The sequence below is a fragment of the Chryseobacterium antibioticum genome (genome assembly GCF_012927325.1).
Taxonomy (GTDB): Bacteria; Bacteroidota; Bacteroidia; order Flavobacteriales; family Weeksellaceae; genus Chryseobacterium; species Chryseobacterium antibioticum.
Genome location: NZ_JABBGI010000042.1, coordinates 1 through 22,982 on the forward strand (window position 1 = coordinate 1; position 22,982 = coordinate 22,982).

General features: G+C 37.9%; 22 protein-coding genes. 16 read left to right on the top strand and 6 right to left on the bottom strand.

Features of this window, described 5'->3' with window-relative positions; genetic code table 11:
• The first annotated feature begins 217 nt into the window (after positions 1–217).
• From HHL23_RS21070 to HHL23_RS21105, 8 genes are all read left to right on the top strand, one after another.
• A complete protein-coding gene (locus HHL23_RS21070; protein WP_169236709.1) occupies positions 218–658 on the top strand; it encodes a GreA/GreB family elongation factor in 441 nt (146 codons plus the stop codon).
• 409 nt (positions 659–1,067) lie between these two features.
• Entirely contained in the window at positions 1,068–3,821 is a 2,754-nt protein-coding gene (locus HHL23_RS21075) for a M4 family metallopeptidase (protein ID WP_169236710.1), read from the top strand.
• A gap of 156 nt (positions 3,822–3,977) precedes the next feature.
• Entirely contained in the window at positions 3,978–4,772 is a 795-nt protein-coding gene (locus tag HHL23_RS21080; RefSeq protein WP_169236711.1) for a thymidylate synthase, read from the top strand.
• Positions 4,772–5,050, top strand: coding sequence for a hypothetical protein (locus HHL23_RS21085; RefSeq protein WP_169236712.1), 279 nt, complete (start codon positions 4,772–4,774; stop codon positions 5,048–5,050). The genes HHL23_RS21080 and HHL23_RS21085 overlap by 1 nt, the downstream gene beginning before the upstream one ends.
• 42 nt (positions 5,051–5,092) lie before the next feature.
• Entirely contained in the window at positions 5,093–5,689 is a 597-nt protein-coding gene (locus HHL23_RS21090) for a hypothetical protein (protein ID WP_169236713.1), read from the top strand.
• Positions 5,690–5,752: 63 nt separating this feature from the next.
• The gene (locus tag HHL23_RS21095) at positions 5,753–7,075 is read left to right on the top strand and encodes a serine hydrolase domain-containing protein (RefSeq protein ID WP_194306333.1); all 1,323 of its coding nucleotides are present in this window, start codon (positions 5,753–5,755) and stop codon (positions 7,073–7,075) included.
• A gap of 1 nt (position 7,076) precedes the next feature.
• Positions 7,077–7,307: a hypothetical protein gene (locus HHL23_RS21100; protein WP_169236714.1), complete on the top strand. Its 231-nt coding sequence runs from the start codon at positions 7,077–7,079 to the stop codon at positions 7,305–7,307.
• 11 nt (positions 7,308–7,318) lie between these two features.
• Positions 7,319–9,826, top strand: coding sequence for a M1 family metallopeptidase (locus tag HHL23_RS21105; protein WP_169236715.1), 2,508 nt, complete (start codon positions 7,319–7,321; stop codon positions 9,824–9,826).
• 60 nt (positions 9,827–9,886) lie between these two features.
• Here HHL23_RS21105 and HHL23_RS21110 read toward each other — a convergent pair whose 3' ends face one another.
• Positions 9,887–10,618 (bottom strand): class I SAM-dependent methyltransferase, encoded by a 732-nt coding sequence (locus HHL23_RS21110; RefSeq protein ID WP_169236716.1) that lies wholly within the window; start codon positions 10,616–10,618, stop codon positions 9,887–9,889.
• Positions 10,619–10,704: 86 nt separating this feature from the next.
• Here HHL23_RS21110 and HHL23_RS21115 point away from each other — a divergent pair, with 86 nt between their 5' ends.
• The gene (locus HHL23_RS21115) at positions 10,705–11,076 is read left to right on the top strand and encodes a hydroxymethylglutaryl-CoA synthase (protein ID WP_169236717.1); all 372 of its coding nucleotides are present in this window, start codon (positions 10,705–10,707) and stop codon (positions 11,074–11,076) included.
• A gap of 47 nt (positions 11,077–11,123) precedes the next feature.
• Here the strand turns inward: HHL23_RS21115 and HHL23_RS21120 are convergent, their stop codons facing one another.
• Together HHL23_RS21120 and HHL23_RS21125 are read right to left on the bottom strand one after the other, a co-directional pair.
• A complete protein-coding gene (locus HHL23_RS21120; RefSeq protein ID WP_169236718.1) occupies positions 11,124–12,062 on the bottom strand; it encodes an alpha/beta hydrolase in 939 nt (312 codons plus the stop codon).
• A gap of 58 nt (positions 12,063–12,120) precedes the next feature.
• Positions 12,121–12,987 carry an AraC family transcriptional regulator gene (locus HHL23_RS21125; protein WP_169236719.1) on the bottom strand — a complete coding sequence of 289 codons (867 nt, stop codon included), beginning with the start codon at positions 12,985–12,987 and terminating at the stop codon, positions 12,121–12,123.
• A gap of 134 nt (positions 12,988–13,121) precedes the next feature.
• Between HHL23_RS21125 and tnpA the strand changes: the two genes are divergently transcribed.
• The 3 genes from tnpA to HHL23_RS21140 all read left to right on the top strand — a co-directional run bounded on the left by tnpA (position 13,122) and on the right by HHL23_RS21140 (position 16,076).
• Positions 13,122–13,574 carry an IS200/IS605 family transposase gene (tnpA, locus tag HHL23_RS21130; RefSeq protein ID WP_169233696.1) on the top strand — a complete coding sequence of 151 codons (453 nt, stop codon included), beginning with the start codon at positions 13,122–13,124 and terminating at the stop codon, positions 13,572–13,574.
• A 235-nt stretch (positions 13,575–13,809) separates the two neighbouring features.
• Positions 13,810–15,339, top strand: a complete 1,530-nt coding sequence (locus HHL23_RS21135) for an aldehyde dehydrogenase family protein (protein ID WP_169236720.1) — start codon at positions 13,810–13,812, stop codon at positions 15,337–15,339.
• Positions 15,340–15,692: 353 nt separating this feature from the next.
• Complete coding sequence (locus HHL23_RS21140; RefSeq protein WP_169236721.1) at positions 15,693–16,076, top strand: DUF779 domain-containing protein; 384 nt, start codon at positions 15,693–15,695, stop codon at positions 16,074–16,076.
• Between the two features lie 61 nt (positions 16,077–16,137).
• Here the strand turns inward: HHL23_RS21140 and HHL23_RS21145 are convergent, their stop codons facing one another.
• On the bottom strand, positions 16,138–17,337 hold the full coding sequence (locus tag HHL23_RS21145) for a dicarboxylate/amino acid:cation symporter (RefSeq protein ID WP_169236722.1): 1,200 nt from the start codon (positions 17,335–17,337) through the stop codon (positions 16,138–16,140).
• A 93-nt stretch (positions 17,338–17,430) separates the two neighbouring features.
• On the opposite strand from HHL23_RS21145, the gene HHL23_RS21150 reads away from it, so the two are divergent.
• The 3 genes from HHL23_RS21150 to HHL23_RS21160 are packed head-to-tail and all read left to right on the top strand — an operon-like array spanning position 17,431 to position 19,230.
• Entirely contained in the window at positions 17,431–18,351 is a 921-nt protein-coding gene (locus HHL23_RS21150) for a DnaJ C-terminal domain-containing protein (protein WP_169236723.1), read from the top strand.
• A gap of 3 nt (positions 18,352–18,354) precedes the next feature.
• A complete protein-coding gene (locus HHL23_RS21155; protein WP_169236724.1) occupies positions 18,355–18,657 on the top strand; it encodes a chaperone modulator CbpM in 303 nt (100 codons plus the stop codon).
• A 45-nt stretch (positions 18,658–18,702) separates the two neighbouring features.
• Positions 18,703–19,230: a hypothetical protein gene (locus HHL23_RS21160; RefSeq protein WP_169236725.1), complete on the top strand. Its 528-nt coding sequence runs from the start codon at positions 18,703–18,705 to the stop codon at positions 19,228–19,230.
• A gap of 69 nt (positions 19,231–19,299) precedes the next feature.
• Here HHL23_RS21160 and HHL23_RS21165 read toward each other — a convergent pair whose 3' ends face one another.
• The gene (locus tag HHL23_RS21165; protein WP_169236726.1) at positions 19,300–20,283 is read right to left on the bottom strand and encodes a PLP-dependent cysteine synthase family protein; all 984 of its coding nucleotides are present in this window, start codon (positions 20,281–20,283) and stop codon (positions 19,300–19,302) included.
• A 239-nt stretch (positions 20,284–20,522) separates the two neighbouring features.
• Entirely contained in the window at positions 20,523–21,752 is a 1,230-nt protein-coding gene (locus tag HHL23_RS21170) for an ABC transporter permease (protein WP_169236727.1), read from the bottom strand.
• Between the two features lie 4 nt (positions 21,753–21,756).
• Between HHL23_RS21170 and HHL23_RS21175 the strand changes: the two genes are divergently transcribed.
• Entirely contained in the window at positions 21,757–22,953 is a 1,197-nt protein-coding gene (locus tag HHL23_RS21175; RefSeq protein ID WP_169236728.1) for an exo-beta-N-acetylmuramidase NamZ family protein, read from the top strand.
• Positions 22,954–22,982 lie beyond the last annotated feature (29 nt).

The following is a 22,982-nucleotide window of genomic DNA, read 5'->3' on the forward strand; positions in this document are numbered from 1 at the left end:
TTTCTTCTCGATTTAACTGCTTGATTCACTGTTAAATATACAAAAAACAAACCAAAAAAACAATTAAAATAACTGATAATCAACGTATTAAATCCATAACTTAATGACATTGGGCTTTAGCCCGCTTATTTTATGCATATTGGCAATCGGCCTTAGCCGGAATTATATTTACCATCTCTTAGATTGATCAAAAAAATCTATACGAAAACTTCATGACATGAACAAACAGGAATTATTAAATATCATAAAAACAAAGATCACGGACAAAATCCGGAATTTTGAACACCTGATTGCAGAAACCCGCGCCTCCAGTAACGATACCAAAAGTTCGATGGGAGATAAATATGAAACCGGGCGTGAAATGCTACAGCAGGAAATTAACAATCTCCAGCGACAACTTAATGAATCTTTAAACCAGCTCTCAGTGATTCAAAAAATATCAACTGAACCTTCGGATAAAGTACAGAACGGAGCTCTCGTTAAAACCGATAAAGGCACTTTTTATATTGCGGCATCTGTAGGAGAAATTATGTCCGGAAATCAGAAGGTCATGGCTATTTCTGCAGAATCTCCGCTGGCAAAAGCAATGTTAGGTAAAAAATCTGAAGAAGAATTTACTATAAATAATATTCACCAAAAGATTATAAATATTTGGTAAAGAATCAGGTTCAAATAATAAATTGAACTAAAAGTATCTCATGTTGGCCGGAATATTTTGATTTTTGTTCATGTGATAATCAATTATTGTTAAGAATTTAGAAAAATTTTTGAGATAATGGTGTGAAAAAGTCGTGTTAATTTAATGAAATAAAGGAAATTAAAGATTGATTGTTAATAAATTCTGATGTTAAAAATTTAAATTGATGTCAAAGTTTTGAGGGATTATTCATTCCGTATTTGGAATTTTTTAGTTAATTTTTTTTATTATAATTATGTTTTTTAATTAATTATATTTTAATGATATGTGTTTAAAACTACGAATTTCGTAATTATTTTTCATTTTAACTGTTAATTGTATTGGTTCAATTGTTATATTTGGATGGATACACACCAAATAATTATTGTCTATGAAAAACAAATTAACACTTATGGTTTTTGTTCCGCTTTTGGTAAGCGGAATTGCCTTACACGCTCAAAGATATGTTGAGCAAAGAATTGATGAGGGGCATTCATCAATGATTACATTCAAACCGGGAACCAATGCGAGGGACATTGCATTGTCTGACAACGGAAAATTCTTTTCTGAGATTTTAAACCTTCCTGCAGGATCTACAATGGTTAAGATTAAATCTGCAAAACTCTTCAGTGATTTTTCTGATGAAAAATATCAACTTTATCACAATGGGATTAAGGTTGAATTTGCCAATTATATGCTACACTATGTAAAAGGCAATCTGGTAAGCATGAATGGGGAATCCTATGATACCAACGATCTGAATACCCAGGCCGATGTATCTGAATCTGCTGCACTTAGCACTGCCATGAAATACACCGGAGCCAAAGTTTTAATGACAAATACAGAATACGGTAGAGAGATTAATTATCAGCCTAAAGGAGAGCTTGTTCTATTACCGGTTGAGGCTGCAAATGGTAAATACAGACTTTTACTGTCCTACAAATTTGATATCTTTTCTGCTGAACCTTTCCTGAGATCCCATGTGTATGTAGATGCCAAATCCGGAGCTGTATTGCTTAATGACCAGATTATGAAGCATGCGGGAGAACATTCTCACGGAAAAGGAATGAGTGGTATTTCTCCTGCCGGACCGGAAAACCAGCTAAAACAGGATTTCGCCTCAATTTTTGTTGCCGGAAGCGCCCAAACAAAATACAGCGGAACAAAATCAATTGAAACTACTCTTGTTAGTGGAAAATATGCATTAAAAGACAATACGAGAGGAGGAGGAGTCAATACTTACAATAACAATAATGCGAACTATACCAGTCTTACAAAAAACAATATTACCGATACTGACAACAACTGGACAACAGCAGAACATTCATCAACAGGGAATGATGTAGCGCTGGATGTTCATTGGGGAGTAGAGAAAACATACGATTATTTCAAAGATACATTCAATAGAAATAGTTATGACAATCAGGGGGCAGTACTCGACAGTTATGTTCATGTACGAAGCTCATGGGAAAATGCAGCCTGGATAGGAAGTGCCATGGTGTATGGTGATGGGGCCAGCACATTTAGGCCTCTTGGAGCATTTGACGTAACCGCTCACGAATTAGGACATGCGATATGTCAGGAAACAGCCGATCTGGTTTACCAAAGAGAATCAGGAGCGTTGAATGAGGGGCTTTCTGACATTTGGGGAGCGGTGGTTGAAAATGCCTACGCACCAGAGAAGCAGAACTTCTTAATTGGCGAGGATATTACCAAGGTAGCTCCTAATTATTTAAGATCTATGAGCAATCCTAACACAGGGCTGTCCAAACAACCTGATACCTACAAAGGAACCTATTGGAAAGATGCCAGTAATACCTGTATTCCAAATCCGGACACTAATGATAATTGCGGCGTTCACTATAATAGCGGTGTGCTGAATTATTGGTTCTATCTTCTGGTAACGGGAGGTTCCGGAACTAATGATATTGGAAACAGCTTCAATGTTGCAGGAATCGGATTTGAAAAAGCAGCTAAAATCGTCTACAGATTAGAGACCTCTTATCTGACGGCCAATTCTAATTATAACAATGCCTTAACCTATGGAATTCAATCCGCAAAAGATCTTTTCGGTGCTGATTCAGCGGAACATAAGGCAACACAGAATGCATTTTATGCGGTAGGTCTGGGAACAGCCTATTCCGGAACTCCTACAACAGATACTCAGGCACCTACTGCACCTCAGTTATCTGCGTCAGCTGCAACACAGAATTCAACGACCCTTTCATGGAGCGGATCTACAGATAACGTAGCCGTGACAGGGTACGATGTTTACAGAGGAACAAGCCTTCTGGGATCTACTTCTTCTACCACTTATGCGGCAACAGGATTGACACCGGCTACCACTTATACCTTCACGGTTAAAGCAAAAGATGCAGCAGGAAATATTTCTGCAGCAAGTAATGCTGTGAGTGTTACTACACAGTCAGGTGGAACTACAGTTACCTATTGCGCGTCTTCGTCAAGCTCCACGGCTGATGAGCGCATCAGCAATGTGAAATTTGCCGATATTAATAATACATCAACCGGTACAGCAGGATATGAAAACTTTACTTCCGTTATTGGAAACGTTGTCAAAGGAAACTCCTATACTCTTACAATAACACCGTTCTGGACATCCACAAAATACAGTGAGGGATATGCGGTTTATGTTGATTTTAATGGGGACGGAGACTTTACTGATAGCGGAGAATTAGCTTGGACAAAAACAGCAGGTACAACCTCTCCTGTATCTGGAAGTATTACCATTCCGTCTGCAGCGATTACAGGGAATACAAGAATGAGGGTAATAATGAAATACAACGCAGTACCTTCTTCATCATGTGGAACAATCAACTACGGACAGATTGAAGATTACACATTACAAATAACTTCTGCAGGTTCTATTTCTTCATTGATTGCCGAATCTTCAGCAGGCCATGCAGCCATCAGCATTTATCCGAATCCGGTAAAAGATGTGATTAAAATTAAATCTCAATCTGGTTCAGAATTCAGATATCAGGTGGTTGATGCCCGTGGAAGTGTCGTTCAGTCCGGAGAAACAAAATCCCAGTCTATCAATGTTGAATCATTGCTTCAGGGAGTGTATATCCTTTCACTGGATAACGGCAAAGAGAAAATTACCCAGAAAATTATTAAAAATTAGTCACTGATTTTTAATGGATCCTGCGGGATTTAACAAATGAATACTACCCTTAAACAGTTGTGGAAATAATTTTCACAACTGTTTTTTTATGATCTATGATAACTCAAAATCGGTTAGTTTTTTCTAAATTTGAACCATAAAAACCCGCTTTTAAAAATGCAGAACTACTTAGACCTTTTACAGCATATTCTTGACAATGGAACAGATAAAACCGACAGAACGGGAACGGGAACCAGAAGTGTTTTCGGGTACCAGCTGAGGTATGATCTGTCAAAAGGTTTTCCTATGGTGACAACCAAAAAAGTACATTTGAAATCTATTATCTATGAACTGCTTTGGTTTTTGAAAGGCGATACCAATGTTAAATATTTGAATGACAATGGAGTAAGTATCTGGGATGAATGGGCGGACGAAAACGGCGATTTAGGTCCCGTTTACGGAGCGCAGTGGAGGAGCTGGCAGGGAGCTGATGGGAAAATTGTAGATCAGATCACGGAAGTGATCGATCAGATCAAGAAAAATCCTGATTCCAGAAGGTTGATCGTGTCTGCTTGGAATGCTGCCGAAATTCCTAATATGGCGCTTGCGCCTTGTCACGCACTATTCCAGTTTTATGTAGCGGATGGAAAATTGTCACTGCAATTGTACCAAAGAAGCGCTGATGTATTTCTGGGAGTACCCTTCAATATTGCAAGTTATGCGTTATTACTCATGATGGTAGCACAGGTAAGTGATCTGGACGTTGGAGATTATGTCCACAGTTTCGGGGATGTTCATATTTACAACAACCATTTTGAGCAGGTGAACAGACAGCTTTCCAGAGAGCCAAGACCGCTTCCGGTGATGAAACTGAATCCTGAGATCAAAGATATTTTCGATTTTACCTTTGAAGATTTTACCCTTGAAAATTATGATCCGCATCCGGGAATTAAGGCTCCTGTAGCGATTTAATGAAAGTTTTGGGAATTCTTTGTGCCATTTTTATCATTTCTCTTTCCAGCTGTAATAAAAAGGAAGAGAAGACCCCGGTCATGTCAGACCTGTTGATTGATGATTTTGACTTTACGAAAGATGCCGTTTTTGATACCTTAAATGTGCCTCAGCATTTAAGAAAAATAGTTAAAGATATTTCCTTTTTAAATGTCTATGAGACAGGACAGGGAGGAAAAGGAGCTGTAGAAACTCCGGCCAATTTCAGGAATTTCAAAAAACTATATAACAAAGCTTAGGAACAGGAGCTCCTGGAGCTTATCAGTAATAAGAATCATGTAGTGGCAGTGTATGCCGCTATTGGACTTGCAGAGAAAAATAATCAGTTTATCGTTCCGGTTTTTCAAAAGATTCTTAACAAAAAAGGGAAGATGCATATTCAGAATGGCTGTATTCTTAGCCATGACCATCCTGCAGAACCCGTTTACTTGAATTATTATTGCCAATTAAAGCGGGAAGAGCTTAAGTCAGATTCAGATTTAAAACAGCTTGACAGTCTGCTTCTTTTCATGCCAGCTTCTTCAGAACTGATCCTTACCACAGCATTAAGAAACAGAACCTATTCCGATGGACTGAAAAAGCAGATCGCAAAACAGGCCTTTGAGAATCACAGAACTCCGGCATTACTTTATCTTAATTCATGGCACAAAAAGGAATATTCTGATCCTATACAGGAGGAACTTTTTAAGCTTATTAAAAACGATTCTATTGATGGTGGTCATAAAAGAAAGTACTTATCAATGCTTCTTTCCTTTAATAATATAGAAAATAAAAAAGCGGTTCTGAATTATATCAAAAAAGACAGTCTGTGGAAAGAGGATGGTCAAATCAGGTCACAGCTGGAAAATAACGGAATCACTTCCGAAGATTACAACTAATATTCCCATAAGACTTTATGTAACAGAATCCCTTATTTTACTACTGATTGTAAAATGAATAGTATGATTCTGAAAAAACTGTTTTTCGTTGCAGCCACAAGTGTTTCCTGTATGGTATTTTCTCAAAATGGAAACAGACAGCAATTAATGGATTATCTGGATTCGCTCTCTGTTCACCATAAAGTAATGGGAAGCTTTGCTTTCGCTGCAAAGGATCAGCCCAGTTTCCTGAAGGTAACAGGGTTTTCCGATGTTGCAAAACTGCAGAAAGCTAATATGAATACCCAGTACCGTATAGGCTCTATTTCCAAAACATTTACTGCAGTACTTGTGATGAAGGCTGTTGAAGAAAAAAAACTTTCCCTTGATACAAAGCTTTCCGTATTCTATCCCGAAATAGAAAATGCAAATAAGATAACCATCGGAAATCTTTTACAACATAGAAGCGGAATTCATAATCTGACCAATGAAGCAGAATACTGGACCTATCATACAAAACCACAGACAGAACAATCTTTGCTGTCGATCATCAAAAAATATAAAAGTGACTTTTCTCCGGAAATAAAATATGAATACAGCAATTCAAACTATATTCTGCTTGGCTTTATTTTAGAAAAGATCTACAAAAAAAGCTACGCACAGCTGATTAAGGAAAAAATTGCGGGACCTTTAAAATTAACGCTGACCGAAGTGGGTGGAAAAATTGATCCTTCCAAAAATCAGGCGCTTTCCTATCAATATTCCAACGGAAATTATCAACTTTCACAGGAAACGGATATGAGTATTCCGATTGGTGCAGGGGATATTATTTCTACTCCTACCGAACTTTTGAAGTTGATCATTGCTCTCGAAAATGGAAAATTAGTCAATAAAAACAGCCTTGCACAGATGAAAGGTTTTAAAGATAACTATGGCTACGGAATTGCAAAGATACCCTTTGAGAAATATTCCGGATATGAACATAACGGAGGAATTGATCAGTTCCGATCAGTACTGTATTATTTTCCGGAACTGAAAATAGCAGTTAGCGCTGTGACCAACCAGTCGGATTACGATAATAATGATATTTCCGTCAAAATGATCCAGACAGCCCTTGGTAAAGACTTTAAAATGCCTAATTTTAAGGAAAATTCTGTTTCAGAAGAACTCCTGAGGAAATATGAAGGATTGTATAAAGCAGAAGGCTTTCCTTTGGATGTAAAAATATTTTCGGAGGACAAAAAACTGATGGGACAGGCTACAGGACAGAGCGCATTTCCTCTGGAAGCAGTCTCCGAAAGCGAATTTAAGTTTGAAACCGCAGGCATCACAATGAAATTCAATACTGAAAAAGGAACAATGGATTTCTCGCAGGGTGCCAATAATTTTACCTTTAAGAAACAATAAAATGAAATATTTAAAAATCAATACAGAGCAAAACGCAGACCTTGAAGCACTTCAAAATGCAGTTCTTCAGTTAAAAGGAGTTGCCTCAGTTGAAATCGTTGATGATGAAAACCCAGAAAGCGAACTTAAAAAAGCTTTTGCCAAAACCAAAGAACAGCTCAAGAAGGGTGACTACGAAACTTTGGTGAACGATATCTTTGATATAATAACAAAAAATAATTCTAAAAAATAATAAAGTAACAGATGAAAAAGGCGATTTTATCGATTGCTATACTGGGGATTTTCTTTTCCGCAAACGTATCAGCACAGACCGAAACTTCAGGAAGAGAAAAAGCTTACAGAGCCACACATACCAAAGTAACGGAACTTAAGCACACCAAGCTTAAAGTCAATTTCGATTATCAGAAAGAACAGATGGGCGGAGAAGAATGGCTTACGGCCTCTCCCTATTTCTATCCAACCAATGAGTTGACGCTTGATGCAAAAGGAATGCTCATTCACGAAGTTGCTCTTGATAACAACGGAAAAAGATCACCTCTGAAATATGAATATAAAGATGAAATCCTAAAGATCACTCTGGATAAAACCTATCAGAAAAATCAGGAATACACCGTATACATCAAGTATACCGCACGTCCTAATGAGGTAAAACAGAAAGGAAGCATGGCCATCAATGATGCCAAAGGACTTTATTTCGTCAATGCACAGGGACAGGATCCGGATATGCCAACACAGATCTGGACACAGGGCGAGACAGAATCTTCTTCTGCGTGGTTCCCAACCATCGATAAACCCAATCAAAAGACTACCCAGGAAATCTATATGACCGTTCCTGATAAATATGTAACCCTTTCCAACGGGATTTTAAAAGATTCCCAGAAGGAAGGAAGCTTAAGAACCGACCACTGGGTAATGGATAAAAGACATGCGACTTATCTGTTCTTTATGGGCGTGGGAGAATATGCTATTGTGAAAGACAAATGGAAAAATATTCCGGTAGATTATTATATCGAGAAAGAATATGAACCTTACGCAAAACAGATCTACGGAAATACACCGGAAATGATCGAGTTTTTCTCAAAGAAAATGGGCTATGATTATCCGTGGGCAAAATACGCACAGATCTCAGGAAGAGATTATGTGAGTGGTGCCATGGAAAATACCACGGCCACTCTTCATGGAAGCGACATTCTTCAAAAACCGGGACAGCTTATCGATGAGAACAAATGGGAAGATACCATTGCCCATGAATTATTCCACCACTGGTTTGGAGACCTTGTAACGGCGGAAAGCTGGAGCAATCTTACCGTGAATGAATCTTTTGCCAATTATTCCGAATACCTTTGGAACGAATATAAATATGGAAAAGACCAGGCAGACTACCACCAGATGTCTGATGTGAATATGTACATCCACAACCCTTCAGATTTCAAGAAAAATCTCGTGAGATTCAATTACGACTCCCGCGAAGATGTTTTTGACCTTGTGACCTATCAGAAAGGGGGAGGTATCCTTCACATGCTGAGAAACTATCTGGGAGATGATGCTTTCTTTGCCGGAATGAATGATTACCTGAAAACCAATGAATACCAGAATGCAGAAGCTCATCAGTTGAGATTATCTTTTGAAAAAGTTTCTGGAAAAGACCTGAACTGGTTCTTCAACCAATGGTATTTCGGAAGCGGAAATCCAAAGCTGAATTATTCATTTACTTTTGAACCCGTGAAAAAGCAGGTGGCTTTAACCATCAATCAAACTCAGGAGCAGCCGTTCGAATTTCCTTTAGCAATTGATGTATACGACAACGGAAAGCCGAAAAGATACAATGTGTGGGTGAATGCAGAGGCTAAGAATACATTCAATTTTGATGTTTCTAAAAACCCTGATTTGATCAATATCAATGCAGACGGAATTTTACTGGCGGATATTACCGATACAAAAACTCCCGAGCAAAACCTGATGCAGTTTACCAATTCCAAAGAATTTAAAAGCAGATACAAAGCTTTAACAGCGATAAAAGATCAGGTAGGAAAAAATCCAGCTGCTACAAAATTATTAGCTGCAGCCCTAAAAGATCCGTACTTCAGAACACGAATCAAGGCTCTTCAGTTAATGGACCTTTCAAATCCTGAACAAATGAAAACTTTAGGCGCTGATGTTGAAAAGCTGGCATCTAACGATCCGAAAACATTGGTTCAAGCTGCTGCCATTACCGCATTGGCTAAAACTAAGGACAAGAAATATCTTCCTATGTTTGAAAAAGGAGTGAATGCTGTTTCCAATGCTGTAAAAGGGACTTCATTAAATGCTGTCTTAATAATAGATCCAACAAAGGCCAATACACTGGCTGATAAGATCAATCTTGAAGGTGCTTCAGAGGAATTGCTGAGCCAGCTTCTTCCAGTCATTGTAAAGAATAAAGTGACTTCACAGATGTCTAATATCACCCCACTTGTTGCATTTTATCCCTTCATTAAATTCCAGAATCCAGAATTAGGAAAGTCTGCAGAGGAGGGTTATAACTGGATCATGAGCTCTGATAATCTGAAAGCGACGGAAAACATTACAAAAATAATCAGTAATGCAAAAGGACAGATGGGAGATAATCCTCAGGTAAAAATGATGATTTCCCAGATGCTGAAAGACGGTTTAAGTAAGAAAATGGAACTACTGAGACAAAATCCTCAGAATGCGGAAAGTATCAACAAACAGATTGTTGCCATCAATAAAGCCATTGAAGATTTTAAATAAACTATTTTTATACTATATACGAAAAACGCACTTTTTAAAGTGCGTTTTTTTATTTTTAAATTATTTCTTACAGATAATGATGGTTTCCTGATCGGAAAAACCAGGGTAATGGTCTTTCTCACAAACTTTGATTTCCGTTTGGAATCCAGCGTTTTTCAGTCGCTCTGCCAATCCCTCTACAGAATAGATCCGTACATGATCTTCCTGACCAAAATGTTTCAGACGTTCTGCAGAAGTCCTGATTTCAAAGTTTTCATAGATACCTCCGGTTTTAAAAGGGGTTTGAATTAAAGCAGTTCCACCTGTTTTCAAGACCCTGTATAATTCATTCATTGCCGTTGTGTCATTTTCAATATGTTCAAGAATATGATAGCACAGAATAAGATCAAACCTCTCGGATTCCAAATCTATTTTTGTGATGTCAAAATGATAATCCGCTAAAAACTCATCTTCATAATCCGTTGGAAAATAATGGATATCCTTCCTGTTTTTCAATGCTCTGAAAATAGCTCTGGAAGGGGAGAAATCCAAAACCGAAATGCCGGCTTTCAAATATTTTTCATTCAGAATGGTATACAGTCTCCGGGATCTGGGTAAGCTGCCGCAAACAGGACAAAGTAAATTTCCGTTTTCCAGCTTTATAAAATGTTTAAGCCTGGAATGGCAGATCGTACATTCGTGATCAATTCCTTTGTAAAACGGATAAAGAGCTTTTCTGAAAAACAGTTCGTTTTCAAAAAGAAACTTTTGCGGAAGAATTTTTCTGATGATATTTTTAGCTGTAGAATACATGAGTGTTTGCAATTTAATAATACTAATCGAAAAATGAAGGCTCGTGGCTGATAATTTTTAAAATTCGTATTTTATAATTTTAGTGTATGACTTTTGAAATTGAGGTTGCGGGCTATTATGTGCCGTCCTTAAACCTATTGTCTGCCATTCAGGTTTCTTTTAACGAAGGGGAAGAGCTGGAAGGCAGAGAAATCGGCTTTTTAGGATATGGAAGCGGTTCAAAATCTAAAGTTTTTGCCGGAAAAATATCCAAAAACTGGAAAACAGCTGTTGCAAAATGGAATTTGTTTGACCATTTAAAAAACAGAACAGCCATTGATTTTGAAACTTATGAAAAGCTGCATAGAAAGCAACTCGAAAGTTCAGTCAATATAAACTACAAAGGCTTTGGATTGAAGTCTATAGAATTGGAGAATCCTGTTCTAAAAGGAGCCAGATATTATCATTACCAGGATTAAAAACATCAGCAGGATAAACGTCTCAAAAAAGATATTTATCCTGTTTTTTATTTCCAGAAACCATTATCCTTCACCCACGTTTTAAAAAGTTCTGGCCAGGCAGCTGTAGGGCTGTCCTTCTTTCCTAATCCCCATCCATGTCCGCCAGTTTGAAAAAGATGCATTTCCGCACGGACGTTGACTTGTTTTAAAGCCGAATACAGCAGGATACTATTATCAACAGAAGAAATAGGATCATCCATTGCCTGCGCTAAAAAAGTGACGGGCATATTTGAATTCACCTGTTTTTCTACTGAAAATGCAGTTTCCTCCGAAAGAGAGGGATGCTCTCCAAGGATACTTTTTCTTGAATGCGTATCGTTATTCGGGGGAAGCATCGAAATAACAGGATAGATTAATCCGGCAAAATCCGGTCTGGCGGATAAAGAATCGATCGCGTCAACAGGTTGGTAGAATTTTTTATTAGGTTGTGCAGCTGTATAGCCTGCCAAATGTCCTCCGGCAGAAAATCCGAGGATTCCTGTTTTGTTAACATCAATACTGTATTTCTTTGCAAGACTCCGGATGATGCGCATGGCTCTCTGGGCATCTTCAAAAGGAACATGGGTACTTGTCCAGTTTTCTGAAGAAAGCCTGTAAATAAGTTCAAAAGCCGTCACGCCTTTCGATTGAAGCCAATTGGCAGCAGGTGTACTTTCTTTACCCAGTTCAATATGAGCATAGCCACCACCGCTAATCACTAAAATAGCGGTTCCGTTTGGATGGGAAGGTTGATGAACGATCAGTCGTGGTTTTGAAACATGGGTAACAGACCCTTTAGCCGTTATTGTTTCGGCTTCTTGAGGACCATTTCCGTCAGGCATTGTATGAGCCCACAAAGGGATTTGCTCTAAAGCTGATGAAATCTGAAACTTCTTTTCCTGAGTTTGAGCTTCATATTGACTGGCCGTAAAAAGTATGATGATAAGGGTAACAAGCAGTCTCATAGGTATTTTTAAAATGAAATTAAAGCAATTCGCTCATTACACCAGGTATTAAATTAAATTATTCTAAGAAAAGCGATTTGTTCTGGTAACTTTTGGGTGTAACGCCCACCAGCTGCTTAAATACTCTTGTAAAATAATTCGTATCCGAAAAACCGGTCTGATAGGCCGTTTCCTTAATGCTGTTCTGGCCCGCCAATAATTCCTTGGCTCTGTTAATTCTTTCTTGCAGAATAAAATCATTGGGAGAAGTTCCCAGCTCATCTTTAAACATTTTAAAGAAATTCGACTTGCTTACATAAGCCAGTTTGGCGATACTTTCAATCGACAGCTTTTGGTGAAGGTTTTTTCTGATATAATCTACTGCGAATCCTATTCTTGACTTATTTTTAGCAATATTCTTTTCCACCATGCTTCTGGCTTGGGTCTGCATAAGTCTGATCAACAGCTCTTTCAGGGCAAAATCTGCCATGATATCCTTTTGGGAATTATCATCCATGGCAATTCTCATGATGTTGTTGGTAGCGGAGGCAAGAGACTTGTTGTTAAAAAGGAAAAACTCATCCAGCTGGATATTCCACTGTGAAGTTTCGTCCACTTTGGGAAGATTGTAGTTTAGATAATTAAGGGAATCCTCTATGAAATCAGGATTAAGGCTTAAAGAAATACATTGGGTGGGAGCTTCATCTGCCTCAGGAAAGTCGATTACCATTGTTTCACCGGGTGCAACCAAAATACTTTCCCCTGGAAAATAATCAAAATAATTCGTTTTATTATCCAGTTTCATATGCTTTTTGCCTCTCAGCATTGATGTAAAAGCAATATTTTCAAAGTGAAGTCTGACACCGAAAGCAGTTTTGTGGGTTTCATAAATATTAAATTCACAGTTGTTTAGACTGAATTTTGTCTGGTTCTCAACAAGTTTCAATAACTGGCTCTCCTTCTTTAATTCAGGAGTATTTAATCTAAAGAATTCCTCGAGGCTCTGCCTCGGGGTGAAAAGAGGAAAAGTTTGAAAAACGGATGGTTTTTCAAAAGAATAAAAAGATGTAGCTTTGATTTATGGACGATCATATTTTGAAAAGACATAATAAAACCTTACTTCTTTACCATATTGTTTTTCCTGTGAAATACAGGAATTCGGTTATAAGTGAAGAAGTTGGAACTGGCTTGAAAGAAATATGTATTGAATTGTCTCATCGCTATGAAATTCATTTTTTAGAAATTGGTTATGAAGATAACCATGTTCATTTTTTGATACAAAGTGTTCCAAATTTGTCAATTAGTGAAATTTGTATGAAAGTAAAAAGTATCACAGCTAAAGAGATTTTCAAACGTTTTCCTGAAGTTAAAGCTAAGCTTTGGGGTGGAAATTTTTGGACAAGTGGTTATTACGCAAACACAGTAGGTCAATATGGAAACAAAGATGTCATTAAAAAATATATAGAAAATCAAGGAAAAGAAAAAGAATATCAAAAAGTGCATGAGGCTCAACTTACACTTTTTGACTTTTAATACTTCGGGGCTCTGCCCCGGGGTAGTTTATTAAAAATTTATTATTGTTATTCATTTCTAAACATTTTGTAAAACCCAATAACTCAAATATATAAATTTTAGACCTATGCTGTTGTTAATAAAAGTATAAAATTGAACATCTATACTATTTTCATGTTTTTTTGTACGATTGTGCTATTGCTTGTTCATTTGTAAATGTAACTTGGCTTTACGAAAAAAATAAAATTACATTAATATGAGCACTATTACAGAACCGAAATCAGACACTGCTTTTCAGTGGCCTGAATTCAAAAACAAATATGATAATTATATTGGCGGGAAGTTTACTCCTCCGGTTAACGGACAGTATTTCAATGTAGTTTCACCTGTTAACGGTAAAAATTTCACCCAGGTAGCCCATTCATCCAAAGAAGATCTGGAATTGGCTGTGAATGCTGCAGAAAAAGCATTTCAAACCTGGAAAAATACGTCATCTACAGAAAGAAGCATTATCCTGAACAAGATCGCAGACAGAATAGAGCAGAACCTTGAATACTTGGCTATTGTTGAAACCATCGACAACGGAAAAGCGGTTAGAGAAACTTTAGCTGCCGATTTACCACTGGCGATAGACCATTTCAGATATTTTGCTTCCGTGATCCGTGCAGACGAAGGTTCTCACAATGAACTGGATAAAGATACGGTATCCCTGATCGTTCACGAGCCGCTGGGCGTAATCGCACAAATCATCCCTTGGAATTTTCCAATATTGATGGCTGTATGGAAGCTGGCTCCAGCCTTAGCAGCAGGAAACTGTGTGGTGTTGAAACCTGCAGAAAGTACTCCGGTTTCCATCCTGGTTTTAATGGAAATCATCGGGGATCTGTTACCTGCAGGCGTGATTAATATTGTGAACGGTTTCGGAGCAGAATTAGGAAGAGCTTTGGTGACCAATCCAAAAGTAGCAAAGGCAGCCTTCACAGGTTCTACGGCCACAGGACGTCTTGTGATGCAATATGCTACAGAAAATATTATTCCTGTAACCCTGGAATTAGGTGGTAAATCTCCAAACGTTTTCTTCAGCTCGGTAATGGATGCAGATGATGAGTTTCTGGATAAAGCTATTGAAGGAGCGGTCCTTTTCGCCCTTAATCAGGGAGAAATCTGTACATGTCCTTCAAGACTGTTGGTTCAGGAAGATATTGCAGATGCGTTCATTGCAAAAGTGATCGAAAGAGTAAAAGCCATTAAAGTAGGAAATCCGCTGGATAAAACAGTCATGATGGGTGCTCAGGCTTCCCAGATCCAGAAAGATAAAATTCTTTCTTACATTCAGTTAGGGAAAGAAGAAGGCGCTGAGGTTCTGGTAGGCGGAGAGGTAAACAATGTGGGAGAAAACCTGGAGGACGGGTTCTACATCCAGCCGACTATTTTCAAAGGAAATAACAGAATGAGAATTTTCCAGGAAGAGATCTTCGGGCCTGTACTGGCGTTTACGACTTTCAAAGACGAAGAAGAAGGGATAAAAATTGCCAATGACACGATCTATGGGCTTGGTGCAGGTGTTTGGACAAGAGATGCACACCAATTGTATAACGTTCCACGCCAGATTCAGGCAGGAAGAGTTTGGGTAAATCAGTACCATTCCTATCCGGCAGGAGCACCTTTCGGAGGATATAAGCAGTCTGGAATCGGTAGAGAAAATCATAAAATGATGCTAGACCATTACCGTCAGACCAAAAATATGCTGATCTCCTACAACAAAAACAAATTAGGTTTCTTTTAATTTTTAATATTAGGGCGTGCCCGTTTGCCCCGGCTCTGCCGGGGCAAAACGGTCGGGCTGTTCCAGGGCTTCACTTCGTTTCGGTGCTCCATTTCATTCTGCACCGGCTCGTTCCTCGCCGCCCTTCCCATCCCTCACGCGAGAAAACAATTCCCTTATCTGAACTGTTTCAGGTGAGAAGGAAATCTATAATTAGTAGGTTAAGTAAAATTTACAATCGGCTAAAAAAACTTTTGCGCTCTTGCGATAAAAAAATACACAAAATAACAGATAGTAAAAGTTTCATCAATTAAATCTTCGTATCTTAATAGAAACAAACTTAGTACCTCTGAGTTTTAATCAAAGCATAAAAAATGGAAGCCACAATATCCAGATTATCAGTAACAGAAAAAGCACTAGACGTTATTTATCAATTGGAGGATAAATATGGCGCCCTGATGTTTTATCAGGCTGGAGGATGCTGTGAAGGTACCCAGCCGCAATGTTTTGAAAAAGGAGGATTCTTTCCCAGGATGAATGATGCCATGATTGGAACCATTAATGGCCATGAATTCTGGATAGACCGAGATTTATTCGAATACTGGAAATACTCTCATTTTACACTGGATATTACAGATGGTTTCGGCCCGGGTGGTTTTTCTCTGGAAACTCCATTAGGTAAAACATTCAAAATCCATTACAGACTCTTCACCAAAGAAGAATATGAAAACCTGGAACCGGTAAAGCGCAGCGAGTAAGTAATTCAGATTATAAATATAAAATCTGTTTAATCCGAGTTATCTGTGGGAAGTAATAAAGTCAGACCTTCACAAACCGATTCACAAACATCGCCGCCACAATATCTCCCACAGCATTCAGAACAGTCGCCAACGGATCCACAAGTGTTCCGATGATCATGACCGCTGGAATAGCTTCCTGTGGTAGTTTATAGACTGAAATCATCAGCATTTCACCAATATATCCGCCATTTGGAATTCCGCCAGCGACAATACTCACAAAAACAGTGATCCCTAAAGCCAGTAGTAAATTGGCCGGATCAAAAAAATCTTTTCCAATGATCAGAAAAGCGACATATATTTTAATAATGGAAGACATTGAAGATCCATTCTTATGCAATGTGGTTCCGATGGGAATAACCAGGTTGGCAATTGAATTCGGAATACCAATCTTGGAAGCAGCCTGAAGATTAGCGGGCATTGTTGCAAAGCTGCTGCAGGTACTCAAGGCAGTTAGGGTAGGGTAAACTGCATTTTTCCAGAAACTTCTGATCCCATTTTGCCCGTCTGCCATAAAAGCATAGAGTGAAAAGAATACGAAGAAATATACAATTCCTGCAATATAATAAAGTCCTAAAGGTTTAGCATAGAAACCAAAGAGTTGCGGCCCTAAGGTAGCCACCTGATAGGCAAAATAGGCTCCAAGACCAATAGGCGCAAGTTTCATGATTAATAAAAGGAGTTCTTTCATCACCTCATATCCTGAAGCAATGAAAACCCTGAACGGCTGTCCTTTTTCCCTGGCTTTACGCGCTGCAAATCCAGTCATAAAGGCGAAAATAAGAAGGGCCAGCATATTCTGTCTAGAAAAAAGTTGGGTAAATTCTCCAACCGTAAAAAAACTTACAATTCTGTTTCCCCAGCTGTCTTCGCTGGCTGCTTCCGAAATCATTTCAGAACTGCCGGAAACTCCCGAAACTGGAAATACATAGACGGCACAAATCGTAAAAACCGCTGCCGTTAAAATGAAGAACAGAAAAGTAAAAGACATCACTAAAATGATTTTCCCAAACTTAGACTCTTGTTCCAGAGAAGCAATAGAGTTGGAAACAGCAAAAAATACCAATGGGACTACACTCACAAAAAGAAGGTTTAAGAAAATATCTCCTAATGGTTTAATATAGTCTACAATACCGGGAGCAGTAACTCCTATAATGCTTCCTACAGCAATTCCTAATAGTAAAAGTATAATTCCCGAGTAGTTTTTCAGTACCTCTTTCATTCAACGCTTTTTATCAAAGATAGGTTTATTTTTAACATTCTCTTATATAATTTACAGGTGCAAATTTCATAAATTTGAGTAAATATCGATTCTATGGCTTATATAGATTACTATAAAATTTTAGGCGTAGATAAAAGCGCAACACAGGATGACATCAAAAAGGCCTACCGGAAACAGGCCAGAAAACTGCATCCTGATCTTAATCCCGATGACAAAGAAGCGGAGAGAAAATTCAAAGAGCTAAATGAAGCCAATGAAGTGCTCAGTAATCCCGAAAATCGTTCTAAGTATGACAAATACGGGGAAAACTGGAAACATGGTGAAGAGTATGAAAAAGCGCAGCAACAGCAAAGGCAATACCAGCAACAGAACTATGGTGGCGGCGGATTTTCCGGTGCCGACTTCGGAGAAGGTGAAGATTTTTCAGATTTTTTCCAGAGTATGTTTGGTGGTGCAGGCGGCGGAGGCGGCTTTGAAAAAAACTCAAGAGGAAGTTCTTCGGGAAAGTTCAAAGGCCAGGATGTCCATGCTGAATTGAATTTAAACTTAAAAGACGCTGCACAAACCCATCCGCAAACTTTCGAAATCAATGGTAAGAAAGTGAGAATTACCATTCCTGCCGGTGTGTACGACGGGCAGCAGATCAAACTGAAAGGACACGGAAGTCCCGGGTTCAACGGAGGTCCAAACGGAGATCTGTACATCACATTCAATATTCCGGTTGATCCCGATTTTGAAAGAGTTGGGGATGATCTTAAAACCAAAGTTTCGATCGACCTCTATATAGCTCTTTTGGGAGGTGATGTAAAAGTAAATACACTCGACGGAAGTGTCAACCTTAAAGTAAAACCCGAAACTCAGAACGGAACTACGGTAAGACTGAAAGGAAAAGGCTTTCCAGTGTATAAAAAAGAAGGACAGTCTGGCGATCTTTTTGTGACTTATGAGGTGAAATTGCCTACAGATCTTACAGACAAGCAGAAAGAACTTTTTGAACAACTTAAAAATGCCTAAGCCATGAGTGAAAGAATATCGCGAGAAGAACTCGTAAAAATTTACAATATAGAGATCACTTTTTTTGATGAATTGGTGGATGGTGGTTTACTGACTGTAGAAACTGAGAATGAAATTCGCTATTTATTGTATGACGACCTGTCTGTTTTTGAAAGGTTTACCAATTGGCATTACGATCTGGAAATCAATCTTCCCGGCTTGGAAGTGATCAATGATATGCTTAGGAAAATGGAGGATCTAAAACAGAAAAATCGTGATCTGATGAATAAACTTTCAGCAATAAGTGATCAATATGAAGATATTTGATTTAGTTTTGTAACCTTTAAAAACAAACTAAATATTTCATAGAAAATGAATGGAGATAAGGTCATCAAATTAAATGTAAACAGAAAATATTTTGAAGAAATTTATTTCAGTGGCAACCAGGGGAGTCTGTTTTTTTCACAGACTACCAAAGGCAAGACCGTGACTACTGCTGTGGTAGGGCTAATTCTGTTGATTTTATTTTTTTTCAAAGATGATTTGAGCAAAGAAAAGTTTGGGATTCTATATTTCGTGAGCTTTTTGTTTCTGCTTTGTACAGTCTATCTTTCTTTAAGCATCAACAAAGTTTCCCGATGGAAAAAAGAGGTTAACAGGTATTTGAAATCATTGGAAGACTCTGAGATCTATGAGATCAGGTTTAACAGTGACATTTTTAATGTTAATCTTAATCATCAGGAAGAATTGAGTAAGTGGGAAGATTTTAAAGATTTTGATGTCAATGATAAATTTATTTCTTTAGAGGGGAAATTCAACTATATGTTCCCGAAAAAATCCATGAGTAAAGCAGACTACGAAATTCTCAAGCAGGCATTAAAGAAAAATATCAAGCAATAAAAAAATCAGAGCAAAACGGCTCTGATTTTTCATTTATATAAAAGGTTATTTGACCTTCTCAGTTTTTGGTTAATCTAACCAACCCATTTCCTTCATCCACTCGTCGTTGTAGATCTTTCCTACATATCTTGAACCATGGTCATGAAGAAGTACCACAATCACATCATCTTTTGTGAACTGGTCTTTCATCTGGATCAGAGAAGCAATGGCACTTCCTGCAGAATATCCACAGAAAATTCCTTCTTCTTTAGCCAGTTTTCTGGCGTAGATAGCACCGTCTTTATCGGTTACCTTTTCAAAATGATCGATTACTGACATATCGTAGTTCTCAGGAATAATATCTTCCCCGATTCCTTCTGTAATGTACGTATATGCATGATCGTAATGAAGTTCACCTGTCTCATGGAATTCCTTCAAAATAGAACCGTAGGTATCCACACCGATTACTTTGATATTTGGATTTTTTTCCTTGAAGAATGTTCCACAACCTGTAACAGTACCTCCTGTTCCGGCACCAGCCACAAAATGCGTCAGCTTTCCGTCTGTCTGTTCCCAGATTTCAGGCGCTGTAGACTCGTAATGAGCCGTTCTGTTGGATAAGTTGTCATATTGGTTCACATACCATCCGTTTTCTGTTTCCTTAGCCAGTCTTTTAGAAACTGAATAATAAGAACGCGGATCCGTAGGCTTCACGTCAGTAGGACACACAATAACTTCTGCTCCTACAGCACGAAGAATGTCACATTTTTCCTTAGATTGTTTGGAATTGGTCACAAAAATACATTTGTAGCCTTTGATGATGGCCGCAAGAGCCAGCCCCATCCCTGTATTTCCGGAAGTTCCTTCGATGATGGTTCCTCCAGGTTTTAATCTGCCGTTTTTTTCGGCATCTTCTATCATTTTAAGAGCCATTCTGTCCTTTACAGAATTTCCAGGATTGAATGTCTCTACTTTTGCTAAAACTAATGCAGGAAAGTCTTCTCCCAATACTTTGTTAAGTTTTACAAGAGGCGTATTCCCTATCGTTTCAAGAATATTTTTTGCGTATTTCATAAATGGTTTATAAGCGGTGCAAAGATAATGCTTTAAAAATTAGCTGCGTAATTTAAAGATTATGATTTATAAATGTGAATGGTAAATCGCCAATGATGAATTTTTAATTACAACCATTGAATTGGATTTAGTAGCCCCGGTTCGTTATTGATTTTCTAAAGTGAATTGTGAATTTTTTCAACTTAAATAAAATTGATGAATGTCTTCCATCATTGACCCTTCACCCTTCACATTAAATCCTAGTTATACTTAATCGCCTTCACCGGAGAGATCTTACTGATCAGGTAGCTCGGAATGATCAGGGCTAGTCCGGAAATAATAAGAATTCCTACTGAAATGGATATGATAGCTATTGGATTAAGATCCACAGGAACCGTACTTACATAATAGTTTTCCGGATTAAGCTTGATAATACCAAATAATTTTTGCAGCAAAATCAGGCCAAGACCAATTGCATTTCCATACAGTAGTCCTGGAATCATGATGATCAAAGTATAATTGATGAAAGTAGCTCTTATTTGAGAGTTACTTGCTCCCAGCGTTTTTAGAAGTCCGATAGAATTAGTTCTTTCAATGATCAGAATAAGAAGAACCATAATAATATTGATGACAACAACAATCAGCATGATAATGATGATCAGCGCAATATTTGTGTCAAAAATACTGATCCAGTCATTGATTTGCGGGAATTTTTCCGTTGCTTTTTCAGCATAATTTTTGTAGCCGATCAGTTTTTCAATTTCCGGAAAATCTTTGTCGATGTCATTGACATTTTTAAAAAAAATATCGATGCCACCTATTTCGTCCGGTTTCATTTCCTGAATTTTTCTTACATGATTGATTCCGCCGATCACGAACTGTTCATCAATCATTTTAATATCAGTTTTATAAATTCCTATGATTCTGAATTTACGGTATATCGGTTTCTGGTCTGCTTTGGAAAATATAGTGACGATGCTGTCGTTGACTTTAAGATGGAGATCATTAGCTATTTTTTGAGAAACAGTCACGTCATTGTTAAAACCTTTCTCTGTTACTTTTGGAGTGGTTCCTGCAACAAGGAATTTTTTGAATCTCAGACTGTCAAAATCTTTTCCGATTCCTTTAAATATAATTCCCGAAAAATTATGCTCATTACGCATAATTCCGGTTACCGTCGCATATTTCTGTACACTTTCTACATCCGGAAGTTCCCTGATCTTTTGAATGTTTAGGCCCTGATTGTCAAGAACGGAAGTATTGTAAGAGGAATTGGATCTTGTAGACCGTAGGGTAATGTGTCCGCTGAAATCTGCCAGTCTCTCCTTGATGGCTTTCTTTGAACCGAAGCCCGTAGATACTGTAATCAAAGAAACAATGATCCCCAAAGCAACAGAAAGCCTGCCGATGAAGATGATAACTCTTGAAAGGTTATTTTTGTTATCTTTGGAAAACGCTATTTTTCTAGAGAAATATAAAGGAAATTTCAAGCTTATGAATTTAGATTTCAAAATTAAAAATTTACTTCTTATTTGCCTAATTTTTTTAGGTGTATTCAATCAATATTATTCTCAGGGCCATATTCAACAGGATTTCAAAACCGGTGCGGACCAGTCTGAACTTTATCTGCCTTTGCTGAAAAATAAAACAATCGGTGTGGTAACGAACCAAACCGGGCTGATGAGTGATAAAAGTTATGTGGTAGATTTTTTAGTAAAAAACAACATTAAGATCAAGGCGATCTTTGCTCCTGAACATGGTTTCAGGGGAGATGCTGATGCTGGTGAAAAAGTGAAAAACGGAGTAGATACAAAAACAGGTATCCCGATTATATCTTTATATGGAAACAATAAAAAGCCAAAACCTGAACAGTTAAAAGGAATTGATATCGTTGTTTTTGATATCCAGGATGTAGGCGTAAGGTTCTATACTTATATTTCAACTTTAGCTTATTTAATGGAGGCCGGAGCGGAAAATAATGTAGAAATAATGGTGCTGGATCGCCCGAATCCACATGACGGTTACACAGACGGACCGGTTTTAAAAAAGAAATGGTCAAGTTTTGTGGGAATGCATGAAGTTCCCGTAGTCTATGGTTTAACGATAGGAGAGTACGGTAAAATGGTTAACGGTGAAAAGTGGCTTAAAAATGGAGTTCAGGCAAAATATACCCTGATCCCTATGAAAAATTACCACAAAAAGCAGCGTTATCCGATTTTAGATAAACCTTCCCCGAATCTGCCCAACGATAAATCGATCAATCTATATCCAAGTTTATGTTTTTTTGAAGGAACGCAGGTTTCAGTGGGAAGAGGGACCGGTCTTCCTTTTCAGATCTATGGTTCTCCATGGACAGAAAAACTTCCGTATCAATTTACACCCAAACCCAATTTTGGGGCAAAAGATCCATTTTTGAATGGAAAACTATGTTATGGTGAAGATCTTTCTGCTTATTCAAAAGATTTAAGAGAACTCAATCTGGAATGGCTGATAAAGTCTTATAAAAGCTATAAGAACCCACAACAGAATTTCTTCCTGGAGAATTTATTTTTTGATAAACTGGCCGGAACTGATGAATTCAGAAAACAAATCATTGCCGGAAAATCAATTCAGGAAATCAAAGCTTCATGGAAAAATGATCTGGAGAAATTTGAAAAGATCCGCAGTAAATATGTTATTTACGAAAACTGATTTTTAAGTCAATGATCGATTTGGCTTCG